Raw genomic sequence first — 14,963 nt, 5'->3', positions numbered from 1 at the left:
CCAATGCCATTCTCGGTTAAGGCGCGGAACCTGTGGGAGCGGGCTTGCTCGCGAAGGCGGTGTATCAGGCAATATTCATGTCGACCGACACTCCCTCTTCGCGAGCAAGCCCGCTCCCACAATGGTGTCCGACACTGGAATACCGGTGGTTCTGAAACGAGGTTTGCATGGCCGCAGCTGACGACACCCTATTGCTCGAACGCCTGCTGGCGGGCGAGCAGAGGGCTTTCAAGGAACTGGTCAGCACTTACCAGAGCGCCATGCGCGCGGTGGCCTATGCCATCGTCGGCAACCGACACGTCGACGAAGTGGTACAGGATGCCTGGCTGTCGGTGGTGCGCAATCTCGGCGGGTTCGAGGGGCGTTCGAGCCTCAAGACCTGGCTGCTGACCATCACCGCCAACTCGGCCAAGAGCCGCTACAAGCAAAACCGCCGGGAAGTGCTGCTCGATGACCTGCCGTCGCCTCACGGCACACTCGATGACGATCGTTTTTCATCGACTGATGGACATTGGCTGGTGGCGCCGTACGCCTGGCATCAGGACACGCCAGAGGCCCTGTTGACCGAAAACGAGCTGCGCGAATGTCTGGAGCACACGCTGCTCAGCCTGTCGGAACTGCAAAGCAGTGTTTTGCTGTTGCGTGAGCGACAGGGGCTGGAGCTGGAGGAGATCTGTAATCTTCTGGAGATCTCGCTCTCCAATGTTCGTGTGCTGCTGCATAGGGCACGGTTGAAGGTCTTTGCGACCGTGGAGCATTTTGAGGAAACCGGCGAATGTTGACCTGCAAGGAACAAGTGGCGCGCTCCAGTGATTATCTCGATGGCCAGTTGAGTTTTCGAGAGCGACTGATGGTGCGGCATCATTTGATGTTTTGCCCCAATTGCCGACGGTTCATTCGGCAGATGCGGTTGATGCAGGCCACCTTGAAGGTGATGCCCGAGCCACCTGTAGCTGATCTGGATGCGCTGGCTGAACGGCTTGCCAACGAACATCTGAAGAACAAACCGTAGTTTCCCCGCGCGTAATACCCCCTTCAGCCGCTCTAACTTGCGGCTTGCAGCTCATCCCTTGACGCTGCTTTTCTGTTATTTCGATTCGAAGTAAAAAAGTTCCCCTGTCATAAAATCTTTATCTATCAGCAACCCGGCTGAAATACCCCGCCTCCAAGATTCCCTCCCAACACAAGCGGGCCAGACCCGCGTGTTTCCAAGCTACAGACCACCAATTAGGGGAACTCTTCGATGATCCGTAAGCACTTCGCCGGTTTTGCCGCCAGCGCATTGGCCATGGCAGTAACCGCCCAGGCTTTCGCTGGCACCGTCACCACTGACGGCGCCGATATCGTAGTCAAAACCAAGGGCGGCCTCGAAGTCGCCACCACCGATAAAGAATTCAGCTTCAAACTCGGCGGTCGCTTGCAGGCTGACTACAGCCAGTTCGATGGTGTCTACACCCGAAACGGCGATACCGCCGACGCTGCCTACATCCGTCGTGGCTTCCTGGAGCTGTCTGGTGTGCTGTACACGGATTGGGCTTACACCATCAACTACGACTTCTCCCACAACAGCGGTGATTCCGACAACGGTTACTTCGACGAAGCGTCGTTGGCCTACAACGGCTTCAAACCGGTCTCGATCAAAGTCGGTCGTTTCGACCCGGACTTCGGCCTGGAAAAAGCCACCAGCTCCAAGTGGGTCACTGCGCCAGAACGCAACATGGCGTACGACATGGTCGATTGGGCGAACAGCCACCAGAATGGCCTGGGCCTGCAAGCCTCCAGTACCTTCGCTGATTCGTTCTACGCTTCCGCCGGCGTGTTCAGCAAAGACACCGACGATACCGATGGCAACAGCGTTAAACAGGCCAACGGGCGTTTCGTCTTCGCGCCGATGCATGACGCCGGCAACGTGCTGCACTTCGGTGTGAACGTGGCTTCCCGTGATGTCTCCGACACGGCCTTCGATTCGCGTTATCGCACCCGCATGGGCATGCGTGGCGTTGAAACCCTCGGTGGCAACGATGCTGGCACCAACGGCAACCGTCCGGTGCTGGGCGGCAGTTCCTCGTCGCCGGCCGGCTCCTATGACCGTGACGACGCTTACGGCCTGGAAGCCGCATTCGCCATGGGCCCGGCCTCGATCCAGGGTGAATACATCGCCCGCAAGACCAAGGCCGATGCCAGCAACCTTGAAGACATCAAAGGTCACGGTTTCTACGTTCAGGGTGCCTACACCCTCACCGGCGAAGCCCGTGGCTATAAAGTCGGCAAGTTCGACGCGATCAAGCCAGCCAACAAATCCATCGGCGCCTGGGAGCTGTTCTATCGTTACGACAGCCTGACCGTCGAAGACGACAACATCACCACCGCCAGCCTGACCCGCGATGTCGGCGATGCCGAAGCCCAAGTGCATACCCTGGGCGTCAACTGGTACGCCAACGAAGCGGTGAAAATCACTGGCGCCTACCTCAAGGCCAAGACGGACAACGTGACCAATGCCACTGCGGCCAGCGGCACGACGCCTGCCCGTCGCACCGGTGATGACAGCGGTGACGGCTTCGTGGTCCGCGCTCAATACGTGTTCTAAATTGCAGTAAACGCTGTAAGAGCTCTTTCTTCATCCGTTAAAGCTCCTCTCGTTTAACCCCGCTTCGGCGGGGTTTTTTTTGTTTCGGGTTAGGCAATCAGATAAGCGATACTCCTCCCATCTGTAGAAAATGATGGTCGGGGATACTGATGCCGCTGCAACGTCTGGAAAGTCTGTCCGAAATCGCGCCGCACACCTGGGACGCGCTGGTGCCGGAAACTCAGCCGTTTCTGCGTCATGCCTTTCTGAGTGCGTTGGAAGACAGCGCCAGCCTCGGCCCGCATTCCGGCTGGCAGCCCGAGCATCTGTTGCATGTTGAAGGCGATCGTCTGATCGCCGCACTGCCCAGTTACCGCAAATGGCATTCCTACGGCGAGTACGTGTTCGACCATGCCTGGGCCGAAGCCTGTGAGCGTGCCGGCATCGACTACTACCCCAAACTGTTGACGGCGGTACCGTTCAGCCCGGTCAGCGGGCCGCGATTGCTGGCGGCGACGATCGAGGACGGTTTCGAACTCCTGCAGAGCCTGCCGGGTTACCTTGAGATCGAAGGACTCTCCAGCGCCCATATCAACTTCACCGATCCATTCACCGACGCGGCATTGGCCCAACAGCCTGGCTGGTTGCAGCGCATTGGCTGTCAGTACCACTGGCAGAACCGCGGTTATCGGGATTTTCAGGACTTCCTCGACGCCCTCAGTTCGCGCAAGCGCAAGCAAATGCGCAAGGAACGTGAGCAAGTGGCCGGGCAGGGCATCGACTTCGAATGGCTGGAAGGACGGCAACTGGATCAGGCGCAGTGGGACTTTGTGTATGCCTGCTACGCCAATACCTACGCGGTGCGTCGTCAGGCGCCGTACCTGACCCGGGAATTTTTCAGTCTATTGGCCGAGCGCATGCCGGAATCGATTCGTGTGGTGCTGGCTAAACAAGGCTCACGACCGGTGGCCATGGCCTTCAGTCTGGTCGGGGGCGACAGCTTTTACGGTCGTTACTGGGGTTGCCTCGCGGAGTTCGATCGCCTGCATTTCGAGACTTGTTTCTATCAAGGCATGGATTACGCGATTGCCAACGGCTTCCAGCGTTTCGACGCCGGCGCTCAGGGCGAGCACAAGTTGATTCGTGGCTTTGAACCGGTGATCACCCATTCCTGGCATTACCTGCGCCATCCGGGCTTGAAGTCGGCGGTGAAAGACTTCCTTGAGCGCGAACGTGTCGGGGTCATGGGGTATGCGGAAGAAGCGAAAACCGCCTTGCCTTACCGGCAAGGCTGATCTTCGCGTTATGTCCCTTGTCAGCTGTCTTCTTTACCCAGCCAGCGATACATCACACCGCCGATGACCGCACCCAGAATCGGCGCCAGCCAGAACAGCCACAGTTGTTGAATCGCCCAACCGCCGACAATCAGTGCCGGGCCCGTACTGCGGGCCGGGTTGACTGAGGTGTTGGTGACCGGAATCGAGATCAAGTGGATCAGGGTCAGCGCCAGGCCGATGGCGATGGGCGCCAGCCCGGCCGGCGCGCGTTTATCGGTGGAGCCGAGAATGATCAGGATGAACATGGCGGTCATCACCAGTTCACTGACAAACCCCGCCGCCATCGAGTAGCCGCCGGGCGAGTGTTCGCCGTAGCCATTGGACGCAAGGCCGCTGGCCAGTTCGAAGCCGGGTTTGCCGCTGGCGATGAAGTACAGTAGAGCCGCTGCGATGATCCCGCCGATCACTTGGGCGATGATATAGGCGGGCAGTTCTTTGGCAGGGAATCGTCCGCCGACGACCAGCCCGACCGAAACCGCAGGGTTGAGATGGCAGCCCGAAATGTGGCCGATAGCGAAGGCCATCGTCAGCACCGTCAAACCGAATGCCAGGGACACCCCCAGCAAACCGATCCCTACGTCTGGAAACGCCGCCGCCAGGACCGCACTGCCGCACCCCCCCAACACCAGCCAGAACGTACCTACCAATTCTGTAGCCGAACGTTTGAACAAAGACATAGCGAGTTTCCCTGTCGAGATAACACTGTCGTTGTGCATCCAGCAGATGGACTACTCCAGAACCTTTGCTGAGTACAGCAGGGTTTGAATGAAATTCCAGTGACCATAAAAACCGCCGGAGCCCGTGTCTAAAGGGTTGTGGCGGTTATCGCAGGTCTAATGTGGGAGCGGGCTTGCTCGCGAAGGCGGTCTGTCACCAACATTGATGTTGAATGTGATGGCCCTTTCGCGAGCAAGCCCGCTCCCACATTGAATGGTGGTGTCAGGTGATCAGTAGAGGCTATCTCGCACTCTCGCCGGTGCTTCCCGGTCATACGTCTCGGCATCGAACTGCCCATCGTTCAGGCGCTTGTGAAACGCCCCGGCGGTCGGCAGGGCAGAGCGTTCGAGGTGTTTGTGCGGGTTCCACAGATCCGAACGCACAATCGCTTTCGAGCAGTGAAAATACGCCGCTTGCACCGTCACCAGCATCACCGTGCGCGCCGGTTTGCCATTGACTGCAAAACTCTCCAGCAACTCGGGCTCGGCGCTGATCTGCGCCGTGCCGTTGACCCGCAGTGTCTCGCCGATCCCCGGGATGATGAACAGCAGCGATACTCGCGAATCGAGCACGACATTGCGCAGCGTGTCGATGCGGTTGTTGCCCGGTCGATCCGGAATCGCCAGCGTGCGTTCATCGACGATCCGCACGAAACCCGGCGTATCGCCACGCGGCGAACCGTCCATGCCGTCGGGGCCGACCGAGCTGATTATCACCAGTGGCGAGGCGCGGACCATCGCCTGATAGTCCTCGTTCAGAAACGGGATCTGCTTGTGCACCGCGCGGTCATGGGGCAGGCCGTAGATCGCTTCCAGCGCTTCGATTGAATTCAACATCGTTCATCCCTCTACGAATCAGAAAACCAGCCCCATCCGCCGTTCATAACCGATCCGGCCTTTGTACGCTTCGCCGCTGTCGACAAAGCCATATTTGGCATACAGCGCGATGGCCGACTCATTGTCCGCATCCACCGACAACTCCAGCCCTTTGATTTGCGGCCAGGCCTGGCGCGCAACCTCGGGCAGGGCTTGCAGGCAGGCTTTGCCATAGCCTTTGCCCTGGGCGCGGCGATCGACTTGCAGGGCGTGCAGGGTGGCGCTGTGTTCATCGGCCCAGGCCGGCAACACAGGCGGGCGCTTGAGCAGCAGGAAGGCCACCGGAACATCCTCCACCAGTAGCGCAAAGCCTTTGACGCCGGGGCCAGGCTTGGACAACAACGTGTGCAACGCACCATGAATGTCGCCGGAGAATTTGATTTGTTCGGCGTGGATTTCGATGGCCTCGACCTGTTGGCGCTGCAGGGCGTTCAGGCTTTCGTAAGGCACGAGTCGGGCAGTCACTGGAGTGTCCTTTTTCCAACGGAAATGAGCCTCGGATTCTAGCGAATTTGCTCCCGTGGATTATTTTTATTTCGGTTGTCGATTTGGCTGTTCGTCAGACGACTAAGGGTGTCTTCAACAAAAAAACACGGAGAACCATCATGAATGCTCAGACCCAAATCCATAACCTGATCGAGAACTACCGCCAGGCAGTCATGGCCAAGGACGTGGAAAAGGTCATGGCCCTGTACGCCGACGACATCGTCTCCTTCGATGCCGTCAAAGCCCTGCAATTCAAGGGCAAGGCGGCCTACCGTGCGCATTGGCAGGAATGCATGGAGATGTGCCCTGGCCCGCACATTTTCGAGTTCCACGAGATCGACATCGTGCCGTCGCAGGAGATCGCGTTCGCGCACTGGCTGGCGCATTGCGGCGGCACCAATGAGAAGGGTGAAACCCAGGCCTGCTGGATGCGCGTCACCGCGTGCTACCGCCAGGAAGCGGGGCTATGGCAGATCGTCCACGAACACTGGTCGGCACCGTTCGACATGACGAGCTGCGCGGTGCTGTTCAACCTGGAACCCTGATCGTCGGGCTGATCGTCTGGAAAGGGCGCCAAAATGCCAATCCGCAGCCATAGTTGATCCGTTCGATCAGGGTACAGTCCCCAAGAAATGGAGAGCCCCCATGAAGTATTTATGCCTGGTCTATAGCAATGAGCAGGAATTGCACTCGCTGCCCGAAAGCCCCCAGGACGCCGAGTGCATGGCCTACGCCGAGTCGATCCAGGGCAGTGGGCGGATGCTCGCCGCCGAAGCGCTGGAGTCGGTGCAAACCGCGACCACCGTGCGCATGCGCAACGGCAAGATGTCGATCACCGATGGCCCGTTCGCTGAAACCAAGGAGCAGTTGGCCGGCTTCTACCTGATTGATGCCAAGGACCTCAATGAAGCCCTCCAGGTCGCCGGCAACATCCCGGCGGCCCGGGTCGGCTGTGTCGAGGTGCGGCCCGTTCGCCAGCTCAATCCCTGAATAACCAGCACAACAGGAGTTCTTTCATGAGTCCGCAACCCGTGCAACGAAAGCCCGCTGAAGGCATGCCGCACTGATGCCCGGCGAGTCGGTACGGGCGCGAGTCGAGCAGGTCTACCGCGAAGATTCGCGGCGGATTCTGGCGACCCTGATCCGTCTGCTCGGCGATTTCGACCTCGCCGAAGAAGCGCTGCACGAGGCGTTCTTCGTCGCGGTCGAACGCTGGCAGCGTGACGGTGTGCCGGACAATCCACGCACCTGGCTAGTATCCACCGGGCGTTTCAAGGCCATCGATGTATTGCGTCGGCGTGCGCGTTTTAATGCGTCCCGGCCGATGTTGATCGCTCAACTGGAAGAGCTGGAGCAGGCTGACTGGAGTGATGAAGATGTGGAAGACGATCGCCTGCGGCTGATCTTCACCTGTTGTCACCCGGCATTGGCGGCGGACGCTCAAGTGCCGTTGACCCTGCGCGAAGTCTGCGACCTGACCACCGAAGAAATCGCCCGGGCCTTTCTCTCGGCGCCGGCCACCATCGCCCAACGCATCGTGCGGGCCAAGGCGAAGATTCGTGACGCGAAAATCCCTTATCAGGTGCCCACCCTGACGGAACTGCCCGAACGTCTCGACAGCGTGCTGCGGGTGATTTACCTGGTGTTCAACGAAGGCTACTCGGCGTCTATCGGTAACGAATTGACCCGCGAAGACCTGACGAGAGAAGCGATTCGTCTCGGTCGGTTGTTGATGGAATTGCTACCCGAACCGGAGGTGATGGGGCTGCTGGCGCTGATGCTGTTGCATGAGTCCCGGCGCCCGGCCAGGAGCTCATCGAGCGGTGAACTGATTGTGCTGGATGAACAGGATCGCTCGTTGTGGGACGCCGAGCTGATTGCCGAAGGCTGTGCATTGGTGGAACGGGCGCTGACGACGCGGCGTTTCGGGCCTTATTGCCTGCAAGCGGCAATTGCGGCGGTGCATGCTGAAGCACCGACGGCCGCGGAGACGGACTGGCCGCAGATTGTCGGTTTGTATGACGTATTGCTGCGTGCCGTGCCGTCGCCGGTGATCGAACTCAACCGCGCGGCGGCGCTGGCCAAGCGCGATGGCCCGCTGGCCGGGTTGATGTTGATCGAAGGAATTCTGGCGCGGGGCGAACTGCTGGATTACCACCTGGCGCATTCGGCGCGGGCAGAGTTTTACCGGCAGTTGGGGAGGATGGAGGAGGCGCGAGCGGCGTATGAGCGGGCGCTGGAATTGACGCAGCAGGTGCCGGAGCGGCGGTTTATCGAGGGGCGAATACGGGAGTTGGGATGATCATGGATGTGTGGTGCGGCGGCTGGCCTCTTCGCGAGCAAGCCCGCTCCCACAGTGGATTGATGATGTGCACAAAATCTGTGTCCGGCGCAGAACCCTGTGGGAGCGGGCTTGCTCGCGAATGGCTGCACCGCTATTCCAGCATCTTGCTCAATAACCAACTCCCCGCCGGCCCCGGCGGGTGCAGCCGTGACCACAGCGCATCGACGTACACCGCTTTCGGCCAGCCGCGCACATTCAGTTCCATCAATGACCCGGCCCCGAACCGCCCCACCAACCAGCGGGGCAACGGTGCCCAGCCGAACCCGCCTTGGGCCATTTCCAGCAGCATCAGGTAACTCGGTGCCGACCAGACGCGCCCCTTCGCCCGGCTTTCGTACGGATTGACGATTGTCGCCAGACGCAGCTCGCGGTGCTGTTGCAGCACGTCTTGATCGATTGCGTTCAGCTTCGCCAACGGGTGAGCGTGGGACACGAACAGGGCGATTTCCGTGCGCTCGTCCACCGTTGAACTGACCAGGTCTGGTGGGTAGCTGTCCTGCATCTCGGCGAAGGCGACATGCGCTCGACCGCGTTGCACCAGTGCCACCAGGTCATCGCATTCGGCGATCAGGCATTCCAATTCCAGGTCCGGATAACGCTGCTCGAAAGCACTGAGCGCCGCTTCAAAACGGTCGGACTGGTAAGTGTCGGAAATCGCCACGGTCAGCTTCGGCTCGACGCCTTGGGACAGCTGGCTGGCGGTCATTTCCAGGCGGCTGGTGGCGGCCAGAATCTCCTCGGCCCGCTGCAACATGACGTGCCCGGCCGGGGTGAGGCTCGGCTTGCGGCTGCTGCGGTCGAAGAGGGCAAGGTTCAGGTCGATTTCCAGGCTGGCCACGGCGGCGCTGATGGTTGACTGGCTGCGACCGAGCTTGCGCGCCGCGGCGGAAAACGAACCTTGAGTCGCCGCCTGGACAAACGCCAGCAGCACTTCGTGGGAAGCCATGAACTATCGCCTTGATCGATGGTTATTGGTTATGAAGTATCGGTGTGATCACGGATCATGGCAACCACAGTCACTCAGGGAGTCTGGCCATGAACGCCAACAAATCCATCACTGAACGAATTTTCCAGGCCATCGGTTTCGAACTGCTGGCGATATTGATCTGTACCCCGCTGCTGGCCTGGATCATGGACAAACCCATGCTGGAAATGGGTGCGGTCACCATGGCCATTGCAGCCCTTGCGCTGGCCTGGAACGTGGTCTTCAACGGCCTGTTCGACCGGTTGCTCAAGCGCTTTGCGATTGTGCGTAACGCTTGGGTGCGTGTGGTGCATGCGCTGTTGTTCGAAGGCGGCCTGGTCGCGTTCGGCGTGCCGTTGATTGCCTGGTGGCTGAAGGTCAGCCTGTGGCAGGCGTTCCTGCTGGACATCGGCGTGTTGCTGTTTTTCCTGCCGTACACCTACGTCTATCACTGGGGTTACGACGTGGTGCGTGAGCGGTTTTTGGTGCGCAGGGCTTGCGAGGTTTAAAAGCAAAGATCTTAATAATCCTGCCGCTTGCGAAACGCCCAGCGCCCGGCAATCAGGGTAAACGTCGCGACCAGCGCCACCAGAATCCAGAACCCCTCCGGATCACCGGAAAGCGGCACGCCGCCGACGTTCATGCCGAAGAAGCCGGCAATGATGTTGATCGGCAGCGCCAGCACCGTGACCACGGTCAGGGTGAACAGCGTGCGGTTGCTCTGTTCGTTGAGGTTGGCGGCGATCTCTTCTTGCAACAGCTTGATCCGTTCACCGAGGGCCGTGAGGTCGTTGATGATCAGCGCAAACTCCTCGGTGGACTTGCGCAGCTCCTTGACGTCCTCCTTCTGCAACCATTGCGGTGGGCGATTGAGCAGGCGCAGCAACGACCCTGGCTCCAGCGCCAGCAAGCGTTGCAGGCGCACCAGCACCCGGCGGTTGGCGCCCAGTTCAGCGCGGTTGGTCGACAGGCGCGAAGACAACAACTCATCTTCGATCTGATCGACACTGAGGCTGGTTTTGCGCACGATCTGCGTCAGCACTTCGCCCTGATCGCGCAGCAAATGCACCAGCAGTTCCAGCGGTGAGCGAAAGCATTCACCGGCCTTCACCGAAGAACGCAGCTTGTCCACCGAGTGCAGCGGTTGCAGGCGTGCGCTGACGATCAGCCGACTGCGAGCGCAGACCCACAGCGTCGAGACATCCGAGGAGACCATGCTGCTGAGGTTGAACACCACGTCGTTGACCACCGCCAGCAACGCCGAATCGACATGCTCGATGCGCGTCGAGCGAGAACCTTCGTGCAGTGCTTCGAAAAATTCATCGGGCAATGCCAGATGACTTTTCATCCAGCGCTCGCACGCGGCATGGGCCAGGTTCAGGTGCAGCCAGAGGAATTCATCACTGTCGTCCGGTTGTTGCAGGCAGTGCAGCGCCTTGGCCGAGTCGATCTCCCGGCCGCGCTCACCAGGGCGAAAACTGAAACCGTAAAGCAGGCCGAACAGGTCGGAATCGCGATGGCGCTGGTCAATGCTGTGGTTCATGAGGTCTCGCTGCGAGGAAGCGCCTGTCGCGGGTTTCACAGGTTCACTTGAGCCTCATCATCGCAACGCAACTTGAAGGTTTTGTTACGGTTGGACAGCGCCGCAAATCTACCTTTTACCGGTCGTCGGAGAGCGCTCAAGAAAGGCTCTGGCGCGCCGATGAGGCTGATGTCGATCTTCCGATTCTGGTGGTGAACCAGCGTCGCTGACAGGGATGTCCAGACATCTTGCATGCCCCTTGGGCGTGCCTTATCCCTGCCATGAGATACTACTCGATGTTTTTGCAAAAATCCCTGAGAGCGCAAATCCTCGCGCTGTTGAGCGGCAGCCTGTTGGCGATGTTGCTGATCGCTTTGGCTTGCTTTCACTTCCTGTCCAATGGCGTTCAGAACTACGCGAACCTGATCGAAGGTCCGTTGCACACATCGCAATTGATCGATGAAGCCAACCTGCAATTCAAGGTGCAGGTTCAGGAGTGGAAGAACGTTCTGCTGCGTGGCAAGGAACCTGCGAACCTGGACAAATACTGGAAGCAGTTCGAGGACCGCCAGCGCGACGTGCAGGGCATCCTCGGTGAACTGGCCGGGCAGAAAGGCATCGAGCCGCAACTCAAGACCCGCATCGAACGCTTGCGTGAAGAGCATCGTGTATTAGGTACGGCCTATCAGAAAGGCCGTGATGCCTACGTCGCTGCCGGCGCTGATCCAACGGCTGGCGACAACGCGGTCAAAGGCGTGGACCGTGCAGCCAGTGAGCAGATGAACGAGTTGGTCAGCGAGTTGCGCAAGCAGGGTACCGAGCAATCGAAGCTGATCAGCGCCAGCGCCGATCAGACGGTGTGGTTGGGGATCATCGTGATGCTGGTGTCGGGTCTGCTGATTGGCCTGTTGAGTCTGTGGCTGGTCAACCGCAACCTGGTGGAACCGATCCGTAAACTGATCGACTACGTGGCACAACTCAGTCAAGGGCGCCTCGCCGAGCGCGTGGCCAGCACCCGTCAGGACGAGTTGGGCAACCTGGCCAAGGCCGCCAACACCTTGCGCGATTTCCTCGCCGAAACCTTTAGCCGTTTGCAGCGCAGTGCGACGGATCTGGACAGCGCCAGCGGCGAGTTGAACTCGATTGCCGGCCTCATGGCCAGCGGCACCAACGAGCAATTCAACCGCACTGATCAGGTGGCCACGGCGATGAACGAAATGTCCGCCACCGCGCAAGAAGTCGCGCGTCACGCAGCCGACGCGGCACGTGCGGCCGATGACGCCGACCAGTCCGCCCAGCAGGGCGAAAAAGTCATGCAGGGCACCATTCATACCATCACCCAAATGCGCGGCGAAATCGCCAACACCGCCACGGTCATCCGTCGTCTGGAAGCCGACAGCGGGCGCATCGGTAAAGTGCTGGAAGTGATTCGTGGCATCGCCGAACAGACCAACCTGCTGGCGCTCAACGCCGCAATCGAAGCGGCCCGTGCCGGTGAAGCCGGGCGTGGTTTTGCGGTGGTCGCCGATGAAGTGCGCAGCCTGGCCCAGCGCACGGCAGCGTCGATCATCGAGATCAACCAAATCATTCAAACCGTGCAAACCGGCGCAGTGGACGCGGCCCAGGCGATCGAAAGCGGTCAGTCGCGCAGCGAAGAAAGCGTCGAGCAAGTGACCCAGGCCGGCGCCATGCTCGAGCGCATCACCCATGCCGTGGAAGCCATTCGCGACATGAACCGCCAGATCGCCACCGCCGCCGAAGAACAGACGTCAGTGGCCGAAGACATTTCGCGCAACCTCACCGAAATCACCAGCATCGCCAGTACCAACCTGGACAACGTGCAGCGCACCGAAGCGGCCAGCCACAATCTGCATGGCTTGTCGGGGCAATTGAATGAAGTGACGGCGCGGTTGAGCGCCTAGTGAAATGGGCTGTGTATTGGTTCGGTTACCGAGTCGGTACACAGTCACTCTCAAGTTCGTGCCGCGCCCGTCGATCACGGATTTACCCAAACGCCACATTGGATAAATCCCATGGTCAGCATCAGTTCCGTTTCGATCAACCAGACCCTGTCGACCTCTTCAAGCAAAGTCGCGATCAACGACAGCACCGAAGACACTTCAGTCGCAGCGACGGCTGAGGCGTCCAGCGATACCACCAAGGTTGCCGCTGGCGGTGCACCCGCATCGAGCGACAGCAGTTCCACCAGCAGCGAATCCGATACGGTGAAACAACTGCGCAAGCAGATCGCCGAGCTGCAAAAGCAATTGCAGGAACAACAGCAACAACTGCAAGCGGCCCAGGCCAAGCAGGACAGCGCCGAAGCCAAAGCTGCGAACGTTGCAGCGGCTCAATCGCAAGTTGCGGCCACGTCAGCTTCGTTGCAGACGGTGACAGCGGCGTTGTTGCAGGCATTGCAGGATGAGGGTGGCAGTACGTCGGGTTCGGTGGTCAGCACCACCGCTTAAGCCCGTGAGGGCAAGCTGAAGGTGAACGTCGTGCCCTGTTGCTCGGTCGATAGCACCTCCAGTTTCCCGCCATGGGACTGCGCAATCTGACTGGCAATGTACAACCCCAACCCGAGGCCGACCTGCGGTGTGCCGCCGGCTGGTTTCGAGTAGGGCAGGAACAGATGCGGCAGCGCATCTTCGGCAATCAGCCCCTGGTTCTTCACGCTCAACACAAAGTGTCCATCTTCGACCTGCGCACTGACCTCGACCGGGTCATCGGGAGTTCCGTGGACAACGGCGTTCGCCACCAGATTGGATAGCAATTGCGCGACCCGTTCGCGATCGCAATGGATGTTGCTCAGGTCGCCAATCGACGACTGAATGATGCGTTTTGGGTGAATGCTCTGGATCTCGGAAATCACATGCCGCAATGCGTCCGCCAAGTCCGGGCACGGCTCAATGTTCACCGGGATGCCTCGGCCCAGTGAGCCCCGCGCGAAGTCCAGCACATCGTCCACCAGTTTGGTCGCCCGTCGAGCGCTGGTGAGGATGTGCCGGGCCCGTTGCTCATTCGCCGGGTCGCAGACTTTGCGCAGGAGCATTTCGGCGCCGGCGCTGATGGAAAACAAGGGGTTGCGCAGGTCATGGCCGAGCACGGCGATGAATTGTTCACGCATTTCGGCGGTTTGGCGTTCCTTGATCAGCGCCGTTTCGGTTCGTTGCAGGTTTTCTTCGGCCTCGATCTGTAGCGCGAGCATCCGTGCGAACGACTCCATGGTGCTCTGGATCGTGCTGGACTTGAGCGGCGCAGGATTGGGATCAAGGGCACAAATGGTGCCGAAAAAACGTCCGTCGGTGCGCAAAATCGGCACGGCAATGTAGCTTTCGAATTGATAGGTCTGAGGCGTGTGGTGATCGCGGTAGAGCGGATCCTCACTGGCTTTGTCGATGATCACCGAGCGGTGGCACTGGCGCACTTCGTTACACAGGGTGGACACCAGGTCCAGTTTGTCGCCCACCTTCAAACCTAAATCCAGTCGATCAAGCACCGCGCAGGCAGTCCAGGAGTCTTCGGTAACACGGGCCACCGCGGCGAACCGCAAACCGGTCAACTCACTGATCACCTGGAGAATCGCCGGCACCGCGCTGATCCGGCCGATTGTGGCGATGTCTGCTGCCGCTGTTTGCCCCATATCCTTGGTTCTCTGCTTCAACATGCCAAATGGTTTTGAGGGATTCTAGCGGGCTTGTGCGAATTGTCGCGGCTTCGTTCGTCGCTTCAGCGAACGGCCTGGCGCCGAACGCAAAAAAGCCGCACGACCCGAGGATCGTGCGGCTTTTTGCAGATAAATCACTTGTCTTGTTTGTTGCTCAGAACCTTGCCGGTAGTGGCATCGAAGTCCACATCCCACTCGGTGCCGTCAGCCAAGCGCAGTTCAACTTCGTATTCGTAACCGTTGAAGTGGTTATCCAGGTCGGTGTCGGTAATCGTGGCACCCGGGTGCAACTTCAAGGCAGCCTGGTTCAGTTCTTCCAGGGGTTTGATCTTGCCACTCTTGACCAACTCGGGGATCTGGTCGACACGAACGTCAGCCTGGGCCAGGCCAGCGGTGAGGGTCAGGGCAGCAGCGGTGAACAGGGCAGTTAAAGTTTTCATGAAGTTCTTTCCTTGGGTGAACTGTTTAAGTGGGATCAGGTTAGC

18 protein-coding genes are annotated in these 14,963 nt (G+C 59.6%); 11 read left to right on the top strand and 7 right to left on the bottom strand.

Annotated features, from left to right (window positions below):
• Nucleotides 1–167 precede the first annotated feature (167 nt).
• The 4 genes from PMI36_RS15505 to PMI36_RS15520 all read left to right on the top strand — a co-directional run bounded on the left by PMI36_RS15505 (nt 168) and on the right by PMI36_RS15520 (nt 3,861).
• Nucleotides 168–782, top strand: a complete 615-nt coding sequence (locus PMI36_RS15505; protein WP_007898730.1) for an RNA polymerase sigma factor — start codon at nt 168–170, stop codon at nt 780–782.
• On the top strand, nt 776–1,012 hold the full coding sequence (locus tag PMI36_RS15510) for an anti-sigma factor family protein (protein ID WP_008071928.1): 237 nt from the start codon (nt 776–778) through the stop codon (nt 1,010–1,012). The genes PMI36_RS15505 and PMI36_RS15510 overlap by 7 nt, the downstream gene beginning before the upstream one ends.
• Nucleotides 1,013–1,243: 231 nt before the next feature.
• Nucleotides 1,244–2,587 carry an OprO/OprP family phosphate-selective porin gene (locus tag PMI36_RS15515; RefSeq protein WP_008071926.1) on the top strand — a complete coding sequence of 448 codons (1,344 nt, stop codon included), beginning with the start codon at nt 1,244–1,246 and terminating at the stop codon, nt 2,585–2,587.
• Nucleotides 2,588–2,736: 149 nt separating this feature from the next.
• The gene (locus tag PMI36_RS15520; RefSeq protein ID WP_008071924.1) at nt 2,737–3,861 is read left to right on the top strand and encodes a GNAT family N-acetyltransferase; all 1,125 of its coding nucleotides are present in this window, start codon (nt 2,737–2,739) and stop codon (nt 3,859–3,861) included.
• Between the two features lie 20 nt (nt 3,862–3,881).
• Here PMI36_RS15520 and aqpZ read toward each other — a convergent pair whose 3' ends face one another.
• The 3 genes from aqpZ to PMI36_RS15535 form a co-directional block, all read right to left on the bottom strand.
• Nucleotides 3,882–4,580 carry an aquaporin Z gene (aqpZ, locus tag PMI36_RS15525; RefSeq protein WP_008071923.1) on the bottom strand — a complete coding sequence of 233 codons (699 nt, stop codon included), beginning with the start codon at nt 4,578–4,580 and terminating at the stop codon, nt 3,882–3,884.
• Between the two features lie 270 nt (nt 4,581–4,850).
• Entirely contained in the window at nt 4,851–5,456 is a 606-nt protein-coding gene (locus PMI36_RS15530; RefSeq protein WP_008071921.1) for a pyridoxamine 5'-phosphate oxidase family protein, read from the bottom strand.
• Between the two features lie 18 nt (nt 5,457–5,474).
• Nucleotides 5,475–5,960, bottom strand: a complete 486-nt coding sequence (locus tag PMI36_RS15535; protein WP_008071919.1) for a GNAT family N-acetyltransferase — start codon at nt 5,958–5,960, stop codon at nt 5,475–5,477.
• Between the two features lie 140 nt (nt 5,961–6,100).
• Here PMI36_RS15535 and PMI36_RS15540 point away from each other — a divergent pair, with 140 nt between their 5' ends.
• The 3 genes from PMI36_RS15540 to PMI36_RS15550 all read left to right on the top strand — a co-directional run bounded on the left by PMI36_RS15540 (nt 6,101) and on the right by PMI36_RS15550 (nt 8,283).
• Nucleotides 6,101–6,526, top strand: coding sequence for a YybH family protein (locus PMI36_RS15540; protein ID WP_008071917.1), 426 nt, complete (start codon nt 6,101–6,103; stop codon nt 6,524–6,526).
• 100 nt (nt 6,527–6,626) lie between these two features.
• Nucleotides 6,627–6,971 (top strand): YciI family protein, encoded by a 345-nt coding sequence (locus PMI36_RS15545; RefSeq protein WP_008071916.1) that lies wholly within the window; start codon nt 6,627–6,629, stop codon nt 6,969–6,971.
• Nucleotides 6,972–7,047: 76 nt separating this feature from the next.
• Nucleotides 7,048–8,283: an RNA polymerase sigma factor gene (locus PMI36_RS15550; protein WP_008071913.1), complete on the top strand. Its 1,236-nt coding sequence runs from the start codon at nt 7,048–7,050 to the stop codon at nt 8,281–8,283.
• Between the two features lie 133 nt (nt 8,284–8,416).
• On the opposite strand, the gene PMI36_RS15555 is transcribed toward PMI36_RS15550, so the two are convergent.
• Nucleotides 8,417–9,271 (bottom strand): LysR family transcriptional regulator, encoded by an 855-nt coding sequence (locus PMI36_RS15555; RefSeq protein ID WP_008071910.1) that lies wholly within the window; start codon nt 9,269–9,271, stop codon nt 8,417–8,419.
• Nucleotides 9,272–9,360: 89 nt separating this feature from the next.
• Here PMI36_RS15555 and PMI36_RS15560 point away from each other — a divergent pair, with 89 nt between their 5' ends.
• Nucleotides 9,361–9,798, top strand: a complete 438-nt coding sequence (locus tag PMI36_RS15560) for a multidrug/biocide efflux PACE transporter (protein WP_008071909.1) — start codon at nt 9,361–9,363, stop codon at nt 9,796–9,798.
• 11 nt (nt 9,799–9,809) lie between these two features.
• Here the strand turns inward: PMI36_RS15560 and PMI36_RS15565 are convergent, their stop codons facing one another.
• Nucleotides 9,810–10,832 (bottom strand): transporter, encoded by a 1,023-nt coding sequence (locus PMI36_RS15565; protein ID WP_008071907.1) that lies wholly within the window; start codon nt 10,830–10,832, stop codon nt 9,810–9,812.
• Nucleotides 10,833–10,879: 47 nt separating this feature from the next.
• On the opposite strand from PMI36_RS15565, the gene PMI36_RS31980 reads away from it, so the two are divergent.
• The 3 genes from PMI36_RS31980 (at nt 10,880) to PMI36_RS15575 (ending at nt 13,279) form a co-directional block, all read left to right on the top strand.
• On the top strand, nt 10,880–11,041 hold the full coding sequence (locus tag PMI36_RS31980; RefSeq protein ID WP_157214947.1) for a hypothetical protein: 162 nt from the start codon (nt 10,880–10,882) through the stop codon (nt 11,039–11,041).
• Between the two features lie 66 nt (nt 11,042–11,107).
• Nucleotides 11,108–12,733 carry a methyl-accepting chemotaxis protein gene (locus PMI36_RS15570; protein ID WP_008071904.1) on the top strand — a complete coding sequence of 542 codons (1,626 nt, stop codon included), beginning with the start codon at nt 11,108–11,110 and terminating at the stop codon, nt 12,731–12,733.
• Nucleotides 12,734–12,844: 111 nt separating this feature from the next.
• Nucleotides 12,845–13,279, top strand: a complete 435-nt coding sequence (locus PMI36_RS15575) for a hypothetical protein (protein WP_008071902.1) — start codon at nt 12,845–12,847, stop codon at nt 13,277–13,279.
• Here the strand turns inward: PMI36_RS15575 and PMI36_RS15580 are convergent.
• Together PMI36_RS15580 and PMI36_RS15585 are read right to left on the bottom strand one after the other, a co-directional pair.
• Entirely contained in the window at nt 13,276–14,454 is a 1,179-nt protein-coding gene (locus tag PMI36_RS15580; RefSeq protein WP_008071900.1) for a GAF domain-containing sensor histidine kinase, read from the bottom strand. The two genes, PMI36_RS15575 and PMI36_RS15580, sit on opposite strands and share 4 nt — an antisense overlap.
• Nucleotides 14,455–14,612: 158 nt before the next feature.
• A complete protein-coding gene (locus PMI36_RS15585; protein WP_008071898.1) occupies nt 14,613–14,918 on the bottom strand; it encodes a PepSY domain-containing protein in 306 nt (101 codons plus the stop codon).
• Nucleotides 14,919–14,963: the final 45 nt, after the last annotated feature.

The organism is Pseudomonas sp. GM79, assembly GCF_000282495.1.
Lineage (GTDB): Bacteria > Pseudomonadota > Gammaproteobacteria > Pseudomonadales > Pseudomonadaceae > Aquipseudomonas.
Note: the sequence above shows the minus strand (reverse complement) of the source record. Positions and strands in the feature narration are given on the sequence as shown.

Bases quoted from the DNA above. Each gene is read 5' to 3' on its own strand.
- PMI36_RS15505 (WP_007898730.1), top strand. From the start codon at position 168: ATGGCCGCAGCTGACGACACCCTATTGCTCGAACGCCTGCTGGCGGGC.
- PMI36_RS15510 (WP_008071928.1), top strand. From the start codon at position 776: ATGTTGACCTGCAAGGAACAAGTGGCGCGCTCCAGTGATTATCTCGAT.
- PMI36_RS15515 (WP_008071926.1), top strand. From the start codon at position 1,244: ATGATCCGTAAGCACTTCGCCGGTTTTGCCGCCAGCGCATTGGCCATG.
- PMI36_RS15520 (WP_008071924.1), top strand. From the start codon at position 2,737: ATGCCGCTGCAACGTCTGGAAAGTCTGTCCGAAATCGCGCCGCACACC.
- aqpZ (WP_008071923.1), bottom strand. From the start codon at position 4,580: ATGTCTTTGTTCAAACGTTCGGCTACAGAATTGGTAGGTACGTTCTGG.
- PMI36_RS15530 (WP_008071921.1), bottom strand. From the start codon at position 5,456: ATGTTGAATTCAATCGAAGCGCTGGAAGCGATCTACGGCCTGCCCCAT.
- PMI36_RS15540 (WP_008071917.1), top strand. From the start codon at position 6,101: ATGAATGCTCAGACCCAAATCCATAACCTGATCGAGAACTACCGCCAG.
- PMI36_RS15545 (WP_008071916.1), top strand. From the start codon at position 6,627: ATGAAGTATTTATGCCTGGTCTATAGCAATGAGCAGGAATTGCACTCG.
- PMI36_RS15550 (WP_008071913.1), top strand. From the start codon at position 7,048: ATGCCCGGCGAGTCGGTACGGGCGCGAGTCGAGCAGGTCTACCGCGAA.
- PMI36_RS15555 (WP_008071910.1), bottom strand. From the start codon at position 9,271: ATGGCTTCCCACGAAGTGCTGCTGGCGTTTGTCCAGGCGGCGACTCAA.
- PMI36_RS15560 (WP_008071909.1), top strand. From the start codon at position 9,361: ATGAACGCCAACAAATCCATCACTGAACGAATTTTCCAGGCCATCGGT.
- PMI36_RS15565 (WP_008071907.1), bottom strand. From the start codon at position 10,832: ATGAACCACAGCATTGACCAGCGCCATCGCGATTCCGACCTGTTCGGC.
- PMI36_RS15570 (WP_008071904.1), top strand. From the start codon at position 11,108: ATGTTTTTGCAAAAATCCCTGAGAGCGCAAATCCTCGCGCTGTTGAGC.
- PMI36_RS15575 (WP_008071902.1), top strand. From the start codon at position 12,845: ATGGTCAGCATCAGTTCCGTTTCGATCAACCAGACCCTGTCGACCTCT.
- PMI36_RS15580 (WP_008071900.1), bottom strand. From the start codon at position 14,454: ATGGGGCAAACAGCGGCAGCAGACATCGCCACAATCGGCCGGATCAGC.
- PMI36_RS15585 (WP_008071898.1), bottom strand. From the start codon at position 14,918: ATGAAAACTTTAACTGCCCTGTTCACCGCTGCTGCCCTGACCCTCACC.